The sequence below is a fragment of the Verrucomicrobium sp. BvORR034 genome (genome assembly GCF_000739635.1).
Classification (GTDB): Bacteria; Verrucomicrobiota; Verrucomicrobiia; order Verrucomicrobiales; family Verrucomicrobiaceae; genus Verrucomicrobium.
In genome coordinates, this window is sequence record NZ_BATQ01000041.1 from 1 (window position 1) to 18227 (window position 18227).

Annotated in this window: 18 protein-coding genes; 15 read left to right on the forward strand and 3 right to left on the reverse strand. The window is 60.4% G+C overall.

The window, feature by feature from the left end; genetic code table 11:
* The first annotated feature begins 742 nt into the window (after positions 1–742).
* The 4 genes from BV034_RS06190 (at position 743) to BV034_RS06205 (ending at position 5943) form a co-directional block, all read left to right on the forward strand.
* On the forward strand, positions 743–937 hold the full coding sequence (locus tag BV034_RS06190; RefSeq protein WP_050025201.1) for a hypothetical protein: 195 nt from the start codon (positions 743–745) through the stop codon (positions 935–937).
* A 223-nt stretch (positions 938–1160) separates the two neighbouring features.
* Positions 1161–2309 carry a tail fiber protein gene (locus tag BV034_RS34530; RefSeq protein WP_050025202.1) on the forward strand — a complete coding sequence of 383 codons (1149 nt, stop codon included), beginning with the start codon at positions 1161–1163 and terminating at the stop codon, positions 2307–2309.
* 113 nt (positions 2310–2422) lie between these two features.
* Positions 2423–4132 (forward strand): acyltransferase, encoded by a 1710-nt coding sequence (locus BV034_RS06200; RefSeq protein ID WP_265592699.1) that lies wholly within the window; start codon positions 2423–2425, stop codon positions 4130–4132.
* Positions 4133–4629: 497 nt separating this feature from the next.
* On the forward strand, positions 4630–5943 hold the full coding sequence (locus BV034_RS06205; protein WP_050025206.1) for a hypothetical protein: 1314 nt from the start codon (positions 4630–4632) through the stop codon (positions 5941–5943).
* Between the two features lie 35 nt (positions 5944–5978).
* Here the strand turns inward: BV034_RS06205 and BV034_RS06210 are convergent, their stop codons facing one another.
* On the reverse strand, positions 5979–8567 hold the full coding sequence (locus BV034_RS06210) for a hypothetical protein (protein ID WP_050025208.1): 2589 nt from the start codon (positions 8565–8567) through the stop codon (positions 5979–5981).
* 205 nt (positions 8568–8772) lie between these two features.
* Here BV034_RS06210 and BV034_RS06215 point away from each other — a divergent pair, with 205 nt between their 5' ends.
* From BV034_RS06215 to BV034_RS06255, 10 genes are all read left to right on the forward strand, one after another.
* Positions 8773–9969 carry a hypothetical protein gene (locus BV034_RS06215; RefSeq protein ID WP_050025210.1) on the forward strand — a complete coding sequence of 399 codons (1197 nt, stop codon included), beginning with the start codon at positions 8773–8775 and terminating at the stop codon, positions 9967–9969.
* A gap of 2 nt (positions 9970–9971) precedes the next feature.
* Complete coding sequence (locus BV034_RS06220; RefSeq protein WP_050025211.1) at positions 9972–10595, forward strand: LamG-like jellyroll fold domain-containing protein; 624 nt, start codon at positions 9972–9974, stop codon at positions 10593–10595.
* A gap of 24 nt (positions 10596–10619) precedes the next feature.
* Complete coding sequence (locus tag BV034_RS06225; RefSeq protein WP_050025213.1) at positions 10620–11129, forward strand: hypothetical protein; 510 nt, start codon at positions 10620–10622, stop codon at positions 11127–11129.
* Positions 11126–11251, forward strand: coding sequence for a hypothetical protein (locus BV034_RS35775; RefSeq protein ID WP_265592700.1), 126 nt, complete (start codon positions 11126–11128; stop codon positions 11249–11251). The genes BV034_RS06225 and BV034_RS35775 overlap by 4 nt, the downstream gene beginning before the upstream one ends.
* Positions 11248–11568, forward strand: a complete 321-nt coding sequence (locus BV034_RS06230) for a hypothetical protein (protein ID WP_050025214.1) — start codon at positions 11248–11250, stop codon at positions 11566–11568. Before BV034_RS35775 ends, BV034_RS06230 begins: the two co-directional genes overlap by 4 nt.
* A complete protein-coding gene (locus tag BV034_RS06235; protein WP_050025215.1) occupies positions 11565–11831 on the forward strand; it encodes a hypothetical protein in 267 nt (88 codons plus the stop codon). Before BV034_RS06230 ends, BV034_RS06235 begins: the two co-directional genes overlap by 4 nt.
* Complete coding sequence (locus tag BV034_RS06240) at positions 11828–12037, forward strand: hypothetical protein (RefSeq protein ID WP_050025216.1); 210 nt, start codon at positions 11828–11830, stop codon at positions 12035–12037. The genes BV034_RS06235 and BV034_RS06240 overlap by 4 nt, the downstream gene beginning before the upstream one ends.
* A gap of 36 nt (positions 12038–12073) precedes the next feature.
* Positions 12074–12343, forward strand: a complete 270-nt coding sequence (locus BV034_RS06245; protein ID WP_050025218.1) for a hypothetical protein — start codon at positions 12074–12076, stop codon at positions 12341–12343.
* A gap of 86 nt (positions 12344–12429) precedes the next feature.
* Complete coding sequence (locus BV034_RS06250; RefSeq protein ID WP_050025220.1) at positions 12430–12873, forward strand: DUF1353 domain-containing protein; 444 nt, start codon at positions 12430–12432, stop codon at positions 12871–12873.
* 112 nt (positions 12874–12985) lie between these two features.
* Entirely contained in the window at positions 12986–13402 is a 417-nt protein-coding gene (locus tag BV034_RS06255; RefSeq protein ID WP_081887634.1) for a TIGR02594 family protein, read from the forward strand.
* A 229-nt stretch (positions 13403–13631) separates the two neighbouring features.
* On the opposite strand, the gene BV034_RS06260 is transcribed toward BV034_RS06255, so the two are convergent.
* The gene (locus tag BV034_RS06260) at positions 13632–14387 is read right to left on the reverse strand and encodes a hypothetical protein (protein ID WP_050025224.1); all 756 of its coding nucleotides are present in this window, start codon (positions 14385–14387) and stop codon (positions 13632–13634) included.
* A gap of 325 nt (positions 14388–14712) precedes the next feature.
* Positions 14713–15099 carry a hypothetical protein gene (locus BV034_RS06265; RefSeq protein ID WP_050025226.1) on the reverse strand — a complete coding sequence of 129 codons (387 nt, stop codon included), beginning with the start codon at positions 15097–15099 and terminating at the stop codon, positions 14713–14715.
* Between the two features lie 672 nt (positions 15100–15771).
* Between BV034_RS06265 and BV034_RS06270 the strand changes: the two genes are divergently transcribed.
* Positions 15772–18216 carry a hypothetical protein gene (locus BV034_RS06270; RefSeq protein WP_265592701.1) on the forward strand — a complete coding sequence of 815 codons (2445 nt, stop codon included), beginning with the start codon at positions 15772–15774 and terminating at the stop codon, positions 18214–18216.
* Positions 18217–18227: the final 11 nt, after the last annotated feature.

An 18227-nucleotide genomic window follows, 5' to 3' on the forward strand; every position in this document is an offset into this window, starting at 1 on the left:
TGGGTGCGGCAACCCACGCAGCACTGGGCGAAATCAAACTGGACAGGCGAGCTGCAGCCAACTCTGCCGCTCATGGTATGGGGCCAATGAAGCAGCAGGCGTTTTACCTCGTCCCTGAGAACCTGTTTGGATAAAAACATCCGGGGGTGGCAGGTTCAGTGAATGGGATGCGCGAAGAGCGGCTTCGCCGAGCCTGAGAACTGCCCCCTCCGGGTTGCGGTCCTTTTGAGCCTGGACTGCGTTGCTCATCGGTTGTGAATCTCGATTCACGCCCTCTTCGCGCCTTGTCCAGACTCAAAATGCCTCGCAACACACCCAGCGTTTTTATCCAAACAGGTTCTAAGTGAACGATGTGACCGCAGGCCAGGCTCGCTGGTTTCACAGGGGAGAAGGTGGCTTCACGCCGAACGAGCTCTGCCGGGGCGGGCTCCTAACGTCCGAAACGACTTCCAGCGGAAGCCGCGTAGAAGCTACGCGGGCCTCGCGAGGACTTCAAGTGTGGAAGCCCCTCCTCTGCGCGATCGGAGCAGGGAGGGGCTGCAGGAGCGACGACCACATCTCCGAGCCAGTCGAACGTCGCCCCCGGCATGCCAGGTGAAGCCGGGCCCGTGGGGGAGGTTCACGTCTCCATGGGCTTGGTCAAGGTGTTCGTGTCTAGAGAAAAGTTCTTGCTGTCGAAAAAACAATCTTTGCCGGGTGCGTCTCCGGATTGACGAATGGGCGATAGAGTGGACGATGGGGCATGGATTCCGTGCTCATCGAGAAACTGCCGACACGCAGGCAGACCTGGGAGGAAAGCATGGGGGAGCAGGGGCGGATTGGGGCGGCATTCCCCCGCGATGATGGCGAGAATTTTTACCAGTACGCGGAGTCGGATCAACGGATGATGCAGGGACTGCCGGTGCTGTGGCCGCCGTGCCGGGATGATGAGCTGTGAGATGAGAGGCGGGAATTTGGAATCTGGAATACGGGGTCTGCTGCGCAGGAGACAAAGACTTCAAGACAAGGTGCAAAACTTGATGCCTGGAGTGAGATGGTGTCGTGACGCAGGCTGGCAATCTGCTGTGCCGCCGATTGGCAGTCGGCAGTCCGTTCGAAGGCTCGGCATCGAGGTCAATTCCCCCTTGCTTGGAAATGGAGCTTAGCGCATCTTTTGCGCTATGGCAGTCCAATCTGGCACGAGCGCCGCCATCTACACCGGCAACAACTCCACGGTCACGCCTTACCCGGTGCCGTTTCCCTACCTGCTACCGTCGGACATCTACGTGGCGGTGCAGGTCGGGGAGGGGGATCCGGCGATCCTGGCTCAAGGCGCGGACTACACGCTGACGCCGACCAAAGACAGCAGCGGGAACATCGTGGGTGGCCAGGTGGTGACGAAGGTGGCGTACAACAACACCCGGACGCTCACGATCTTCCGCCAGGTGTCGCTCACCCAGCTCACGGAGCTGCCGGAGGCGGGGCCGATCTCCTCCCGCACGCTGGAAAAGGCGTACGACAAGGCGACGATGGCGCTGCAACAGATCCACCGTCGGGTGCTGGCGCTGGAGGGCATCGATGACGGCGGCAGCGTGATCGTCATTCCCGAGGGCTCTACGGGCGATGTGCTGCAGGATGTGCAGACCTTTGCGGATGCCACGACGCGTGGCAACGCCATTCCCAAGCGAGTGGGGCAGCTGGGCGTGCAGATCGACAACGGCAGCCTGTGGCGGTCCACCAGCACGGGGGCCGGCTCCTGGGCCCGGCAGACGGCGGAGGCGGTGGAGCAGGCGACGGCGATCGCGACGAGCACAGTTGCCTCCTATCTCCCGCCTGGGTGCATTGTGCCCTATGGGGGCACTGCCGCGCCTGCGGGGTGGCTCTTCTGCTACGGGCAGGCGGTGAGCCGCAGCACCTACGCGGCGCTGTATGCTGCCCTGGGGACGACGTACGGTGTGGGGGATGGGACGAGTACGTTCAATCTGCCGGACATGCGCGGTCGCGTGGCTGCAGGCCGGGATGACATGGGGGGCAGCGCCGCCAGCCGCCTGACCAACGCCGGTACCGGGAATCCCGGAGTGAATGGCACCGTGCTCGGTGCCGCTGGCGGGGTCGACCGGCACGTGCTGACGGTGGGGCAGATGCCGAGCCATACGCACAATATTACGAATGGCTTTAGCGTCTATCGGAACGTGGCGCCTCTGGCATTCGCCCCAGGCAGTTCCTTGTGGGGGCAGACAGCGAACTTGGCGATTGAGGCCACCGGGGGAGGTGAATCCCACCCGAACGTCCAGCCGATGATGGTGCTCAACTATATTGTGAGATGCTGATGTGCGGGTGGAAGCGAGCCCTAGCGAGGTTGCAGTGAGCAAAATGAACGCCTCCAAAGTGGAAGAGAGGGTAGCTTGCGGTAGGGTGGACAATGACTTTTGGGAAAAGGAAGGTGTTCGATGTTCTCTCACTTCTGGCGGCGGTTTGTGCGCTGGCGCTTATGGCGGCGGGTGTTTTTGCCAAGAGAGTGGGGGAAATTGCCCTTCGAACGGATCATTTTAAAGCCAGCAAGACTGAATCTGTGAGATTTGCACGGCTTCCGAAAGACCTTCGGGAAGCCTCTGCAAGAGGGCTTCCGGTCAGGCTGTGGCTTGATGGCGTGTTGGTCAAGGAAGCGGCATCGGTGGATGTTTTGACCTCGGTGGAGGATCCCCAGTATCGCGTCAAAGCCGGAACGATGATCTACGTTAACGGGCTGCTCTACGAAAAGGTGGCAACTGAGCGAGTCGTATTGGCGGCGGATCTACCGGGGAAACTTTCGGACTGGAGCAAATTGGCGGTCGCCCTGGCGTCGCTGTTCGTCATGTTCAGAATATTGGTGCCATTTCGCCCCCCGGTTGCGGTTTCCTCAGGTGCGGAAAGAAAAGGACGCTTGGTGGTGCTGGACTCCTTACGCGGTATTGCCGCAATGATCGTGGTGCTGATGCATGCTGCAGGGACATTTTTGCCGGGGCATTGGCTAACGGATGTGGAGGTCACCAAAGCGTGGGCGGAAGTGCCCGGTTGGGCGAAACTCGTTCGCAACTCGCCGCTGGCCATCTTGCTGAATGGCTCTCTCATGGTGCATTTGTTCTGGGTGATGAGCGGGCTGGTTCTGGCTGCACCGCTCTTGAAGAACCAGTCTCATCAGCAGATAGCACGGTCGGCAGTCAAAAGGTACTTCCGGCTTATGCCTTTGGCGTTCGTGACGACCATGGCATCCTACTTTCTTCACGTGGCCTCCTGGTATTCCGTGGAGGAGTTTAATTCGGTGACGAGGTTTGGAGTACCAATGTTGGTGTTTTCAGGCGGCTCTGAATTGAGCCTGGTTACGGCGGTAAGAGACGCATTTTTTTTGGGCAGCAGTTTCAACATGCCGCTGTGGACTATCAATTTTGAGTTTCTGGGATCCCTTTTCCTTTTTGGCGTTGTGGCGTGTACTCTTACTTTGGAGCGTCGTCGACTGGTGTGGTGTGTGGTTTTCGTCGTGCTAATGTTTGTGCCTGGGTGCCTCTATCTGGCAGATTTCATTGCCGGTCTGATCTTGGCAGATTCGTTGGTCGTAGGGATCCGGGCGGGAGCGTGTCCTCTGCGCAGAGTGCAGAGTGTCGCGATTGGCGTCGTCGCGGTGGCTCTTGGGGCTGTCAGTCCTGCGTGGGTGGCGTCACTGTTGGGCCCGGTTTCTGAACTGGAAAGTGTCCTGACAAAGTTTGTGCCAGCAGTGTTGTTCGTGTTTTTAGCCCTCAGATCCCAAGGCTTCGGAGCGGTCTTGAAAAGGGGTCCTTTGGTGTGGTTGGGAGAGAGATCGTTCGCTCTCTACGTGGTGCACTCGCTGACGGTCCACTTGTTTGGTCAGTGGGTGGCCGTGGCCTGTGTAAGGCAGGGATTGGGAGCGTTGACCAGCACCTTGCTCGGCTTCGTAGTATTTATCATCACAACTCTGGTGCTGTCTGACTGGCTGACGAAGTGGGTGGACATTCCAAGTACGAACTTTGCCAACTTCGTGGGACGTTGGCTTGCGGGCGTGTCACCGGGCGAGCCTGCAAAAGTTTCCGTGATTGAGCCAATACCTGACACGCCTGAGACATCTGAAGAAGTCGCGATGCCAAGGGAAACCGCTTAAACGTATGAAATGTGAAGCGGGCACATGCAAGTGGGGGATCCGGCGAATCTGGATCAAGTAGGGCAGTCTATACGCTGACGAAGTCGAAAGAAAACAGCAGGAACATCGTGGGTGGGCGGGTGACGAAGGTGATGTGCAAAATCATCACCTAGATGCTGACGATCTTCCGCCAGGTATCTGTCACGCAGCTCACAGAAATGCCAAGGGAGGGAAGTAGTTCCTCCAGAGTTCTAGAGAAGGCGACGATGGTGTATTTTGACGGATTGTCGGGGGGATCGCCTCGCACTTTGCAGAATGCAGGTGGGTGTGGTAGCGGATGTTCCTCGCCAATGACTTTTCGTCGAATTTCCCCCCTGCTTTCGTTTCCTCTAGTTGCGGTACTGGGCTTTGCTGGCGGGGCTGTCTGGAAGGTCGGCTCGAATGGTGCCTCTTCAGCATCGCCAAATACCCCGGTCGAGACCCGAGACAAGGAAGCTGATGCAGCGCAAAAGCGGGCGATGAAGGATAAAAAGCGCGTGATGCTGGCCTTTCCCACGGTGGTGCAAGTGGTTTCGAACCCGCGCAATATCCTGACCTCGCCCTACCAGGAGGGGCTCATGAAGGTGCGGTGCAAAGGCATGGAAGGGGATTTCTCGCGAGAGTTCATCGCAGTGTTCCGGTGCAAGGAAAAAGGGGCGCCCACGACTGCGGCCCAGTTGCAGAGGGGAATGCGCCTCAACATGAAGATGACAGAGTCGGACACGGTCCCTCCCGAACTGAAAGGGATGGCGACTGTCGATGAGGTGGATGATTTTACACTGCCCGTGTATTGGGTGCATTCTTACACGCACGACGAGGACCGGCTGCGGATTGCTGACAATCCTGGCAGGCTGAAGTTTGCGGACCAGTTGTCAGATTCAGTGGTGAAGGCACCCGTCCCCGTCGTGGCGGGTGATCAGGAGGTTCCGTTCTATTTTTTTGGGGGGGATTGGGCGATCTACTCGCCTGGTGTCGAAGCAAAGTTCGCCGCCAGCCAGGAGGGCGGCGTGAGATCGTCGGTGCTGAAGATCGACAAGCTTGTTCGCAAGAACGGAGGAAGGCTCATCTTTGTGCCTGTGCCCCAGTCGGCCAGTCTCTACCCAGATCTGGCGTTGGGAAGAAACGATGGCCGGGTGCTCAATGGGCCTCCGGGAAATACCGCGGTGCGGGAGTTGCTGCGTTTGCTTAAAGAGGATGGGGTGTCTGTGGTGGATCTGACAGAACACTTCAGGTCCAACCGGACGTACGACTGCGAGGGGAAGGGGTATCCTGCCTGGCTGCCCAATGACACCCACTGGAGCTCATGGGCCGCGGCTGAATCTGCCAGGCTTGTGAAAGCGGAAGTGACCCGGGTCCTGAAGGAACCGGCAAGCTTCCTGGGATCGGACGGCAATCTTGCTGCTTCCGTGAAAGAGGTGCCGATAGGGCATCAGGGAGATGTGGGAAATCTTACGGTGGTGGAATCACTCGGAGTGCAAGTGGCTCCGGTGCCCACGGTTCTTTACCAATGCAATGCAATTGCTGGAGGCCGGACGGAGGCTGACGTTTCAGCGCCTGTGCACGTGATCGGAGATTCATACGCAATCATCTGGGAGAATAAGGGAGCTGGCTTCAGTTCGCACCTGGGCAACTTGCTCAACCAGCCCGTGTACACGATGGCAGTGAGCGGTAGTGGCAACAGAGGGGCTCCGCATCAATGGCTGAAGCATGCCAGTAGCAACTCTCCACAAGTCTTGATCTGGCTCGTGGCGGAGCGAACCCTGGCGCAGTCAGACTGGTTTGAGCTGCCTTAGATTTGCAGTACGGGACTCTTGCCAGAGGGCCGGCCTCAAGGCTTGGCTTCTGGTCCTGGCGTAGGTGTCCAGCTGAACCCGCCCCAGATGGCGCGGTCCTGGTAGTCGGTCGGGCCGGTCTCGGTGCGAAGGATGAGCCAGGGGGCCTCATTGGGAGGAAGGGTGACGGAGAAGGTCTTCTTCTCGCGGTCGGACTCCAGTTTCCCGGGATCGAGGAAATGATCGAGCAGCTTCTTTTCCTCGCCCTGGTGGCCTGCGGTGGCGATGACGAAGCGGACGCCATCGGTGGGCTTCTTCCGCTTCCAGCTGGCGCTCGGTACCCTGTAGGAGATCTGCAGGGTGCCGCCCCGCGGGTCATTGCGCAGGATGATGGTGCTGGGCGCATCCAGGCGCAGGGCGGGGCGCCCGTTGATCTCTGTGTTGATCAGGGACTTGAGCGAGACCTGCATCATGTCGCCGGTCAGAGGCCCGCCCAGGAGTTCCTGCGCCCGACCGGGAAAGGGGATGCGGGATTGCAGGAGGAGGTCGCGGGACTTCTGCAGGGTGGGCTGGTCCCGTGCTGGCACTTCGGCAGTCTCCCACGTGTAGCTGTAGGTGGAGGCGAACTCCTTGTGACGCCCGTGCTCCGCGCGCAGGGTGATGCTGGAGGGTGTGCGCTGGAGGGTCTTGTCGTCCGCGTAGTAGGCGAGCAGGTCCACATTGGTGTGCAGGAAGGGTGCGAGGAGAATACCGGCCTCGATGGCACCCGGTACGATGCGGGTCGTCTCGGTGGTTCCGTCTGACATCCTGGTCACCATTTGCAATGCGTCTGGTTGGAAACCGGCTTTGGCCAGCTTGCCAAGGAACGATCTATGGAGCGTGGTGCGAAGTCGCAGGAACTTGCCGGGCGGTTGTGTGGGAAGGGGCAACGCTGCGCCGAACTCTGCCTGGCCTGTGCCCAGGGTGGACCACCGGGGCGTGTGTGTCTGTCGTCCGGAAGGGCTCAGGAGAATGAAATCCTTCTCGAGGGCTGCGGGCTTCAGGTTCGTCAGCCAGTGAGGCCAGCAGGCTGAATCATCGCTGGAGCTCAGCCGCCAGTCCACGGACTCCATTCTGCAAATGAGATGCTGGGTGGCGGTACGTGTCTGCCAGTAGGTCTCATTCAGACGCATGAGTTCCTCGTTGCAGGCCTGATAGCTCTGGTAGACTGGGCGGGGCTGGTAGTTCAGGCCATTGGCGAAGGCCACAGACTGGAGGAAATTGAAGACGTCCACAGGCTGTTCCTTCACGAGGGCCTTGATGGCAGGAAGGCGGGACTGATCCAATTCGGGGGCTGTGGCCAGATTGAGAGGCAGGGCGCTGCCCGTTGGGGTCAGGATATGCAATGCAGGTTGTTTCCTGGAAGACATTCCGAGGGTGTGAGAGAGAACGGATTCCGTGACGGTGGATCCCGAAATGGCAAATCGATCAGCCATGGCTCCGACCATGAGGGTAACCACGGTGATGAGGCCAGCAATACGAGCCCACCGCGACAGATCGCCGATACGCAGAGGCGAGAGGGCGAGGCAGCAGAGGAGAGGGGCCAGACTGCCGATCATGGTGAGGTGACCATCTGCGCGAGTGACGCTGTGCTTCCAGACAATGGCCAACAAACCCAAGCAGACCAGTGCAAGGAAGAGGTCCGAAGTGCGGCGCCTTTGTGTCTGCCACAGGGCCAGGGTGATCAGCAGCAGCAGGGCAAGGATGACGGTGCCGCCCGCGAGCCAGAGCGCGGCGGGACTGACAACGATCAGCTGCATCGCATCCGCATAGGCTGAGGAAACGATCAATCCCCGGTGCAGCCACTGGGGGACCGCCGCCAGCGGTTGGCCGGCCGCAGTCCACAGGAAAGCAAACGTCGCGGTGGCGGCCAGCAGCGGGATGAGCGCCTGTTTCCAGGAGCGCTGGAAGACGACTGCGTGCCCCACCCATGCGGCCATGACGGCCATGGCGGCCACGGTGTAGGTGAACTTGACGGTGCCCAGCACTGCCAGCCCGGCGGGGGCGACCAGAAGACTGAGGATGGTCCCGGTCAGTGGTGCCTTCTCCTGCCCGTGCTCGCGTTCCGGGGGCTTCATCGCCCACGCCAGCAGGGCAAGGGCTGCGTAGGGCGCGGCGTCGCCAGGCAGGAGGGCAAGCCAGAGCCAGCTGAGCACGGCCAGCAGACGGGGGAGATGCTGTGAGAGCCTCCACCACAGGACGATGAAGACGGAGGCCAGCCAGAGGACATAAGCCAGCCGCTCACTGTGGAAGTAGCCCGCGCCATTGTGCAAGTCTGTGCTCACCGGGGCCAGCGGGCCGAAGGTGAAGACGATGTCCTGCCCGTACACCAGCTTGTGGAGGGTGGCGTGCTCCAGGACCATCTGCCAGGATGGGTCCAGCCCATCGTTGACCGCCGCAGGCTGCGCCGCCCCGGCCATGAAAAGGCCCAGAAGCAATGCACCAAGGGCGCGGAAGATCTCCGCCGTGCGGGAGAGCGTGCGCGGCCCCGCGGGGTCGAGATCTGCCGCACTGCGGGGGGCAAATCGCTGCCGCAAGAGCAGCAGCCATAGGGCGAGATTGAGGGCGAAGAGCGCGAGCAGACCGTAGTGGAGTGCGGGAATCATTGGAGAAATGTCGGGGGTCGGACGGACGAAAATGGCAGGCTGGATTTCGCCCGAATCAGTGAAGTTGCAAGAACCAAGGGGAACTGCAGAAGCGCAGGCAGGAACTGTTCCGTCCCTTTTCGTAATCGACGGCAGGCCGAAGCGAAAAAACACCCCAGGACGGATTCCCCCTTGTCAGGAAATGGAGCTTAGCGCACATTTCCACATGGCTGTCCAATCTGGCACGAGCGCTGCCATCTACACGGGTAACAACTCCACGGTCACACCCTACCCGGTGCCGTTCCCGTACCTTCTGGCCTCAGACATCTATGTCGCGGTGCAGCAGGGTGAGGGGGATGTGGCGATCCTGGCTCAAGGCGTGGATTACACGCTGACTCCGGTCACCGACAGCAATGACAACGTCACGGGCGGCGAGGTATTGACGGTGGAGGAGTACGACAACACCTGGACAGTGACGATCTTCCGCCAGGTCTCGCTCACCCAGCTCACGGAACTGCCCGAGGCTGGCCCCATCTCTTCGCGTTCGCTGGAAAAGGCGTATGACAAGACGACGATGGCCCTCCAGCAGATTCACCGCCGCGTGCTGGCGCTGGAGGGCATCGATGATGGCGGGAGTGTGGTGGTCATACCGGAAGGGTCCACCGGTGAAGCACTGCAGGACGTGCAGACCTTTGCCGATGCCACGGTGCGAGGCAACGCCATCCCCAAGCGCGTGGGGCAGCTCGGTGTGCAGCTCGACAGCGGCAGCCTGTGGCGGTCGAACGGTTCAGGGTCTGGGGCGTGGGCCCGGGCGATCACGCTGGCCCAACTGCAGGCTTCCGCCTCCCCGCGGCTCTTTGGGCGGAAGACGGGTGGTGCGGGAGAGGGTGAGGAAATTACGGTGGCGGAGCTGGTGGCCCTCTTCGGGCGGCCCATGAGCAAGACCGTGGCGCTGTTCCGCCCTGCGAACAACGAGCCGCCGACGACCAACTACGCGACGCTGGACACTCGCAACAGCCACTTGGTGCTGGACTTCGACACGGCCACGCAGGAGACGGCCATCTTCAAAAGCCGAATTCCTGAAGGGGTCAGTCTAGCCAGTGGCGTGGTGGTTTTCATCCAATGGGCTGCCTCTACGGCCACCTCTGGCACCATCGGCTGGGATGTCGCCTGGGAACGGATCGCAGACAGCGGCATGGATATCGATGCCGACAGCTTTGGCACGGTGCAAACGGTGACCGCTGCCTCCGTGCCGGTGACTAGCGGTGTGACCAAGGTCACGAGTGTGACTTTCACCCAGGCGCAGCTTCCCGCGAGCCTGGCCCCGGGCGATGCCTATCGGTTACGCGTGCGCCGGGATGTGGCGAACGACAACGCTGCCGGGGACGCGGAACTCTTACTGGTGGAGGTGCAGCTCGCGTAGCTATGGCACGGTCCTTCAACGGCGCGGAGTACATCCAGCGCACCATTCCCGCCTTGAGTCCGCCTTTCACCCTGGCCGGATGGTTCAAGGCAAATTCCCTCGGTGGGAACCGCGCCGTCGTCGGCCTCGGCATCAGCGGCACCTATCACCGGCACGATCTGACCATCGTCGGGAGTGCCGTCCGGTCCATCTCTACGGACGGTACCAACGGGCCTGCTGCCACCAGTTCCACCACGGCCACTGTTGGCACCTGGAACCATGCCGCCGGTGTCTGGACCACCTCGACATCCCGCGCAGCCTACCTCAATGGCGGCGGGAAAGGCACGAACTCAGGTTTCAGCAACACGGCCGGCGTCACCACTGCGGCCATCGGGGCCATCATCTTCTTGTCCAGTTTTGGTGAGGGCATGGATGGGGACATAGGAGAGACTGCCATCTGGACGGTGGCGCTCACTGATGAGGAAGTGGCCACCCTCGCAAGGGGCGTCTCGCCCACCTTGGTCCGCCCCCAGAGCCTGCTCTACTACGTGCCTCTTGTGCGCGATCTCAAGGATCACAAGACGCCCGGGCTCCTCACGCCTTTGGGCACGACCATCACCCCACACTCGCGCATCATTCTGCCTTAGGGAATTCCGCGTCTTTATCTTAGCATGAACTGGAACCTCTACGCCCTTGTCACCCCGGAGAACGCCCTCGCGAGCACTTCTCTGCAACAGGCTGAACTGCTCCCTGCCACCAAGCCTGGCTGGCGATGGATGCCCGTGGTAGAGGGGACGCTGCCGGATTTTCAACCTGCTACAGAGAGGCTCGTTCGCATCTTCGAAATCGGCGAGACCTTCGTCATCCATGGTTGGGAAGCAGTGCCTCTCACCAGCGGAGAGCAAAAGCACCAGGCTTTTTACCAGGGCGTCGTGTCCGGCTTCACCGTCCAGCCCGAGGGCTTCACCCTTCGCCTGGAGGACGCTGACCGGGCGGCTTTTGCCCAGATGCTGGCCCTGGTGAAGGAGGCGCTGGAGCTCGGCATGATCACCAGTGAGACCCCGCAGCTCATTGCCGGCCACACCGGCACGCGGCACGAGGTAACAACCCTGCGCTTCCGGCAGATCATGGTCGCCTACGGCCTCCACTACAAGAGCCTCTGGGACGCCCTTACCCCATGAAATCCGCCCTCGCCATTCTCTTCATCCTCACCCTGTTGGCGCACCGCTGGTGGGAGTTCCTTTGTGCCCATGCCCTGGGGGCTTTGATCCAGGGGCTTTGCAACCTTGGCTTTACCCCATGAACCTCGAAAACGCCCTGCTCACCGCCCTCACTGCCGTCACCTCCGGTCTCGTCTATGTCTGCCGCCTCATGTGGGTGAAGCAGGAGCAGTGCGAGAAGGACCGCTACGAACTCCGTGAGGAGATCGAGGAAATGAAGTCCCTGCACGGGGTCGCCACGGGCACGCTCAATGCCGTGCGACGCTGCCCGGTGCCGGGGTGCATGTTCCGGGATCCGCCGGGAAGTCTGCCTGGTCTGGTCTATACGCCCGGCCCCTCGCCTGCACCTGGTCCCGTGCCAGCGGCGACTTCCATCCTGGGAAAGGAGGCTTCTGCGTGATCATCCGCTCTTTCATCCTCCTGGCCTTTGGCCTCTTCATCGGCTGGGCCGCGGCCGTCAAGCAGGCGCACAATCCGGCGCGGAAGAAGTGCCAGCACCAGCCCGGCGCGGCGTGCACCTGTGCGGGAGTTCGAGGAGAGCACGTGTACGGCTGTGAATGCTGCGCGGCCTCTCCTTGCCGGCCTCAGGCCGATCTCCAGCTTGAAAAAATCCTCAAGGCCGAGCGCGCTGCCGCCCGGGCTGATCACGCCAAAATACCATGAAAACCCCGCCATCCTCCCCCTTCTCGCGCGGCTCCAGCCGCCTGTTCCTCGTCCTCGCGCTTGCCCTCACCGCCAGTCTGGCGGGTGTTGGTTGCCGGCAGTTGGACGGCTACAAGCGCACCTACAGCCTCAACTACGTCACCCCGCAGGGCCAGCCCGTGGGCGTGGGTGTCACGTTGGATCCCGTGAAGCGATCCGGGAAATAACCACAGCAGTCATTCAACCTGTACCCCCTTTTTTTGATGAAACCTGTCCTTCATGTGTTTGCCGGCTGGCTTCTTGGTCTCGTACTCGCTTTCCTCGTCTTCTGTCTGGGAGGGGCCGTGTGGGACTACTGCGCCGCTCCCCATCCCGTCAATGCCATGGTGGGGCATGCGCCAGGCGGCATCACCTATGGCGGCTTCGCGCTGCTGTGCTGGCTGATCCCGTGCTTCGGGCCGCTCTGCCTGCTGGCCGTGTTTGCCGTTCTGCTGGTCGCCGTCATCGCCGGCGATGCCCTCTTGCGCAGGTAGCCTGCGCGCGGTCCGGGCGGGCAGTGGCGGCCGCCCAGAGATCGCGACACCACCCATCCGCCGGATCAACTGACGCATCGGATTCGATGAAATCACTTGCACAACCCCTTCTCGTTCCCATTCGCGCCCCGGGTGACGACCCGCTCTACCGCGTGGTCCAGCCGTGGCACTACCACTGGGAGCTGCCTGGCTGGCCCCCGCAGCGCCTCACCGTGCCCCGCGACTTCGAGGTCGACGGGGCCAGCGTACCCCGCTTCTTGTGGACCCTCACCGGCATCACGCCCGATGGTCTGCATCGCGCTGCCGCGCTCGCGCATGACAGTCTCTACCGCTACGCCGGTCACCTGCCGGCCGGGGCTCACCAGATCCAGCTGGCAGACGGCTGGGCGGATAGCGGGCACCTCTGGACGAGAGAAGAGGCCGACCGGCTCTTCGCCCGCATCCTCCGCGAGTGCGGTGTCGGACGGACCCGAAGGAGGCTCATGTACCTCGGCGTCCGCCTGGGTGGCTGGCGCTCGTGGCGACGGTGAAGAGGCGAAACTTCAAGCGCCAAACTTCAAAGTTCACATCTCAAACGATGTGGCCCCGGGCCCGGAATTCCGGCTGAAAAACTTGAAACTTAATACTGAAAACTTCCCTCCCATGTCCCAAACTCTCTACGATCTCGCCCTTCGTTACCTCGGTGTTGCCGAGACTCCAGGTCCCAAGACGCATCCGCTGATTGCGGAGATGTTCAAGACCGCCCCGTCCTGGCTGGATCGGGACGACAGCAAGACCGCCTGGTGCGGCATCTTCCGCGGCTACCTGGGCCTGTGGAGCGGCACCGGCGTGCCCAAGGAGCACTACCGGGCAAAACAATGGCTCACTTGGGGCCAGGAGGTGGCGCTCAAGGTAGCGCAGCGCGGCGATACCGTCGTGACCCATCGCGAAGGCGGGCATCATGTGGCGCTGTTTGACCACGTGGAAGGCGGGCGCGTCTATCTGCTGGGCGGCAACCAGGGGAATCGGGTAAGCATTGCCCCGTTTTTGCCTGGGGTGGTGGTGGGGGTGCGGCGGTGAGTGGTGAGAGGTGCGTGGATTCGCGCGGTGTTCAATTGTGCAAGCATGGCTCCAATCTCCTGCATCCGCTGTTCGGGAACACGCCCCGGAAGGAAGCATAGGTCGCCGCTCCGACCCTCTGCTTAGGTGGAAAATAGGGGGTGATGAGCACGCTCGAGAGGAAGGCTCTCCAAAGTATATCGAATTGGTATAGTAATTTTATTGAACTCCATGAGAGCGCAATGCACTATTAGGGTATGAACATTCCTTGGCTCATCGCAGCATCCACGGCTGCCGCTGGCTCCGAGCAAGTTCGCGCATCGGCCGAAGGCTGGTGGCCATTGATGTGGGTGGCGTTATTCTTTATCGCCTCCATAGCTCTTGCTGCCTTGGTGCTGTTACCTGATTTTGTCCGATCCTTCCGGAAGTAATCGACAGAGCTCCCATCTGACAAAACTACACGGCGGACTGAGGGGACATGTTTTGGTGTGTGCTGTACGAACGCTCCACAGTAGAGGATGAGGGCGCCGAACAAAAACTGACACGAATACGTGAGCACGAATGCTACCCGGTAGGATAGCAATTTGCTTCGCCAGCCTTTTGTATTTTCACTATCTCGCCTGGATAATCGTGCAGCAACTGGCCAACCGGCGTTGACCTCAATTGCCTGTAGGCCTTCTCGAGCAACGCTTAGAAGTTGGAGATTCCGTCGTTCGATGATCAAGAACAGGACCGGAACAAGTATGTGGAATCCTCCACAGATCATGTAAGCCTGCATCTGAAACGCCCTATCGATCATCGCCATTGTCGCTGCGACTGATGCGGCCAACAGGATCGCATAAAAATTGAAAGTCTTGAGGCGCTGATCTGCAATGAAGGTGAAATGCTTCATTGCATAGTCCATTTGGTCTTTGAGAAGCAGCGGCTCGCTCACCCTGATTTTTGACGCCTCATCGAGAACCTTCCCAAAACGCTCCTCCTCCGGGTTTTGACTGACAAGAACCATGAACGCACCTGAACCAGCAACACGTCAGTTGTAAAGGGGCAACCTCAGCAAGTTGGAGAAAAAAATGTCCGAGTGTCTTTCAGGCCGAAAATCATCGCTTCACACACTCGTCACAAACACCACAAGATCAACATCGTACGAGAGACAGGGCTCGAGGTTGGTCCTCAGCTTCATCATGCAACGGAGTTGATCGCTCTGCCCAATCTTTTCCCTGATGGCATTGGCTTTTAAGCGGTACTCCAACCCTGCCGCGGAACTCGTTGGGGGTCCGGGAGCAGAGGAGCGCTGTTCGGGCGCTTAGCCCATAACCCTTAACGTCCAACCCCTAACCTTTCACCCGCTTTGCCGCCTGCTTCTTCGCGGGAGCTTTCTTCGCCGCAGCCTTTTTCGCTGTCTGCTTCTTCTTCGTCGCCTTGGTCGCTACTGCGTCCTTTGCCCCCTCTGCGGTCGCGGCAGAGGCGGCCAGTGCGGCGGCTTTTTTCCGGGCCCGGGACTTGCGCATGCGTTCGCGGTTGTACTCGCGGTATTCGTCCGGGTGGTTCTCGCGCCACTTCTTCACCCCGGCGCGGTTGCCTTTGACGCCTTCCTCGGTCTTGCGATGGGCCTGGCGGGCCTCCAGCTTGCGCTCCCGGAACTCCGCGTCCTCGGCATAACGACGACGCTGGGCGGCGTTGATGGCGGCACGTTGTTTCTCGGGGTCGGCGTAGGGCATGCCGGATCATATTGACCCTCAACGGGTCCGCAAGGAAAACGGAGGGGAGGGTGCCTGGTGCTTGAAGTTTGAAGTTTGAAGTTTGAAGATTGGTTGGTCGGCGGGCAGCTCGCGCCTCCCGAAGTCCCCATGGGGTGGGCGTTGTTTCAATAAACCCGCCAAAATTTCACACAAATCTTCAACTTCTCTCTTCTCATCCTGAAAAAATGTGTAGAATGGCGGAGTGCAAATTCGTTGCACCGCTCGGTAACACGAATGTATCTGAACTGACAAAGGTTTATCACAACTGACACACCTTGTTCATTCAGAGCGCATTCCAGATGCCGGGTGATTCCAACAGAAATCGCGCTGCCTGAAAGCGCAAAACAGCGCCTTCAAAAAATACCTGATGACGCTGTTGGGAAAAGTCCTATAATGGACCTGAGGCAAAGCCTGAAGGGCAAATTTGCCAAAGCCCGATAAATCTCCAGCCTCATGGTGAAAATGTGTCGCACCAATGTTGTAAGGTGTGTGTCATGGAGTGGAGCAAAATGAGTGCGTTAATCCTTGATGTCTAGGGGCTTTGTGAACTGGGAAATTCCTTATGATGAGCGTTTTAGGCTGCTTGATGTGTGTGTCGATACTGTAACAAGCTGTTAGTTCTAAGATTGCGATTTTAGGTAATTACAAAGCATGCCCTCACGCTTTGTAGTTATTCTTTCCATCTTGAGCCTGCTGCCAGCATCGCTTTATTCGGACACGATTGTGGCCAAAGGCAGTGGCAACTGGCATGATCCTCTCATCTGGGATCCTGAATTCAGACCGATGACGGGCACGAACGGAAGTGACAGTGTTCTGATCGGCACCGATGAGAACGGGGTGGCGCGGATCGTGACCTGGGTGGGCGGCACCGCGGGTGGAGTGGGCAACGTCACTTACACGAATGGGGCGAGCGCTGACTTCGGTGTCGATAACGGCAATACCATCACCGTGGATGGCGGGATACTGGCCCATACCAAGGGCACGAACTGGGTGCGCATCGGCAACTGGGGTGAAGGCACTCTGGACATCAAGAACGGCAAGGTTTTTTTCCCCGTGGGCGAGGTCCAGATTGGCACGCACGGAACTGCGGCGAATGGGATCGTCCGCATCGGTGACGGCACAGGAGCGGCGGGTTCCGCAGTGATGAACTTGTGGGCCACCGCGGATGGCAATTGGAGTGGCCAGACCACGGCGCTGAACCTGGGAAAGCAGCAGAACAACACCTTCTATGGCAGCGCGGGATTCATCACCATTGAGTCCGACGGCCTGCTGGAAGGCGGGGCGCATACGACAACTCCGAACGGTTCAGCCTGGAACTACAACCAGAGCGTCACCCGCATCGGTTACTACCCCTCCTTGGTGGAGAGCGTGTTGCTGATCAAGGCCGGAGGGCGGTTCAACGCCCATGGTACGGTGGAGATGGGGTCGTCCGGGATATTGAACGGGATGACGTCAAAAGGACTTCTCCACCTGGATGGGGAGGGCGCGTTGATGACGATGGACTTTGGCGAATTCAACATTGGGCGTGATGGCGTCGGGCGCATGATCATCGAGAACTCCGCCCAGTTCATCAAGAGTACCAACGCCCTGGACGCCACCAGCGGGGTGATTCCGAAGGGATTTGGAAACAACTTGGGCAGGGCCGCCTCAGGGGTGGGTACGCTCACCATCCGTACCAACGGCAAGTTCATCCGCGATACCGGCGGGAACGTGGGGGATCTCTACATCGGCGCGAGCGGGCAGGGGACCATTTACGTTGAAACCGGTGGGGAGCTCATCAACCGGTCCACCAACTGGGACTGGATCGGCGTGGCGGCAGGCAGCGTGGGCAAGGTGTATGTGAGTTCGGGCGGTCTCTACAGCGTGGTCACCACCGCCCAGATCGTAGTGGGTCGCGATGCGGCCAATGCCACGCTGGGGGCGGCCACGGGATTGATCGAAATCAACGGCGGCTCCATGGTGAGCAACGGGGATGTACACATCGGACAGGACGGGAGCGGCACCCTTCGTCTGATCTCCGGCCGTGCGGAGATGCTCAAGCTCTCCATGGGCCGCGGTGCGGGCACTGGCCTGGTGGAGGTGATGAGTGGGGAGATGCTGATCAAGGGCAACTCCTACATCGGTGGGGACACGGGCGACTACGCTGCGAACACGAGCCTGGGCACGGCCACCTTCAACCAGAGCGGAGGCATCGTCACGGCCACGAACGCGATCTCCATTGGCTTGGGCACGAACCACACCGGCACCGTGAACATCACCGGCGGCGAGTTCTATCACAAGGTGAGCGACGTGAGCGTGGGGGAGAAGGGTACCGGCTATCTCTACATCGGCAAGGATGCGAAGTTCTATGAACAAGCCACCGCCAGCGATGCCTATCTGTTCGTCGGCCGGTTGAATGGCTCCCAGGGCACCATGATTGTGGATGGCTATCTGGAGAAGCAGAATGCCAGCGTCCGCGTGGGCCACGGCAATGATGCTGCCGGCTCGGAGAACAACACCACCGGCCGCGGCACCCTGGGTGGCTCCGGCACCATCAACTCCCAGGGCGGCGTGTATGTGGGCAGCTACGGCACTCTCACCGGCGGCACCATGACCTCCGTGGGCGCACTCACCATCCAGGGCAACCTGAACCTTGTGACCAACACGGGCGCGGCCTCGCAGAGCACGCTTTTTGTGAACTTCGACCGCTCCAGCCCGCTGGGCGCAGACCGCATCATCGTCACCGGTGAGATTTATGTGGACGGTGCCCGCATCGACGGCACCTGGGGTGGCGGCGAGACTGGTCTGGAGAGCCGCTACTGGATCGTGCTCAGTGATACCGGCCTGGGTCTCTCTGACTTCTTCACGAACATGGTGTGGGACTCTGACCACTACCTCGCCTCCGACTACTGGAACATGGGCGCGGACGGTTTCGTCAACATCGGCGGCATGGACTTCGCCATGTTCTACCAGGCCGACTTTGACACCGGTGCCCTCACGGGAGGGAATGACCTCATGCTCTCCGCCATGGGGGCTGTGCCTGAGCCGGGTATCTCCTCGCTCGCCTTCCTGGGCTTCACCTGCCTCTTCATGCGCCGCCGCCGCACCCGCCGGTAAGGATCCTGAGG

Excerpts from the sequence above, each read along its gene's own strand:
- BV034_RS35775 (WP_265592700.1), top strand. The coding sequence starts at position 11,126 with ATGAAATCCGCCCTCGCCATTCTCTTCATCCTCACCCTGTTGGCGCAC.
- BV034_RS06205 (WP_050025206.1), top strand. The coding sequence starts at position 4,630 with ATGAAGGATAAAAAGCGCGTGATGCTGGCCTTTCCCACGGTGGTGCAA.
- BV034_RS06245 (WP_050025218.1), top strand. The coding sequence starts at position 12,074 with ATGAAACCTGTCCTTCATGTGTTTGCCGGCTGGCTTCTTGGTCTCGTA.
- BV034_RS06210 (WP_050025208.1), bottom strand. The coding sequence starts at position 8,567 with ATGATTCCCGCACTCCACTACGGTCTGCTCGCGCTCTTCGCCCTCAAT.
- BV034_RS06220 (WP_050025211.1), top strand. The coding sequence starts at position 9,972 with ATGGCACGGTCCTTCAACGGCGCGGAGTACATCCAGCGCACCATTCCC.
- BV034_RS06265 (WP_050025226.1), bottom strand. The coding sequence starts at position 15,099 with ATGCCCTACGCCGACCCCGAGAAACAACGTGCCGCCATCAACGCCGCC.
- BV034_RS06250 (WP_050025220.1), top strand. The coding sequence starts at position 12,430 with ATGAAATCACTTGCACAACCCCTTCTCGTTCCCATTCGCGCCCCGGGT.
- BV034_RS06270 (WP_265592701.1), top strand. The coding sequence starts at position 15,772 with ATGCCCTCACGCTTTGTAGTTATTCTTTCCATCTTGAGCCTGCTGCCA.
- BV034_RS34530 (WP_050025202.1), top strand. The coding sequence starts at position 1,161 with ATGGCAGTCCAATCTGGCACGAGCGCCGCCATCTACACCGGCAACAAC.
- BV034_RS06255 (WP_081887634.1), top strand. The coding sequence starts at position 12,986 with ATGTCCCAAACTCTCTACGATCTCGCCCTTCGTTACCTCGGTGTTGCC.
- BV034_RS06190 (WP_050025201.1), top strand. The coding sequence starts at position 743 with ATGGATTCCGTGCTCATCGAGAAACTGCCGACACGCAGGCAGACCTGG.
- BV034_RS06225 (WP_050025213.1), top strand. The coding sequence starts at position 10,620 with ATGAACTGGAACCTCTACGCCCTTGTCACCCCGGAGAACGCCCTCGCG.
- BV034_RS06230 (WP_050025214.1), top strand. The coding sequence starts at position 11,248 with ATGAACCTCGAAAACGCCCTGCTCACCGCCCTCACTGCCGTCACCTCC.
- BV034_RS06215 (WP_050025210.1), top strand. The coding sequence starts at position 8,773 with ATGGCTGTCCAATCTGGCACGAGCGCTGCCATCTACACGGGTAACAAC.
- BV034_RS06240 (WP_050025216.1), top strand. The coding sequence starts at position 11,828 with ATGAAAACCCCGCCATCCTCCCCCTTCTCGCGCGGCTCCAGCCGCCTG.
- BV034_RS06260 (WP_050025224.1), bottom strand. The coding sequence starts at position 14,387 with ATGGTTCTTGTCAGTCAAAACCCGGAGGAGGAGCGTTTTGGGAAGGTT.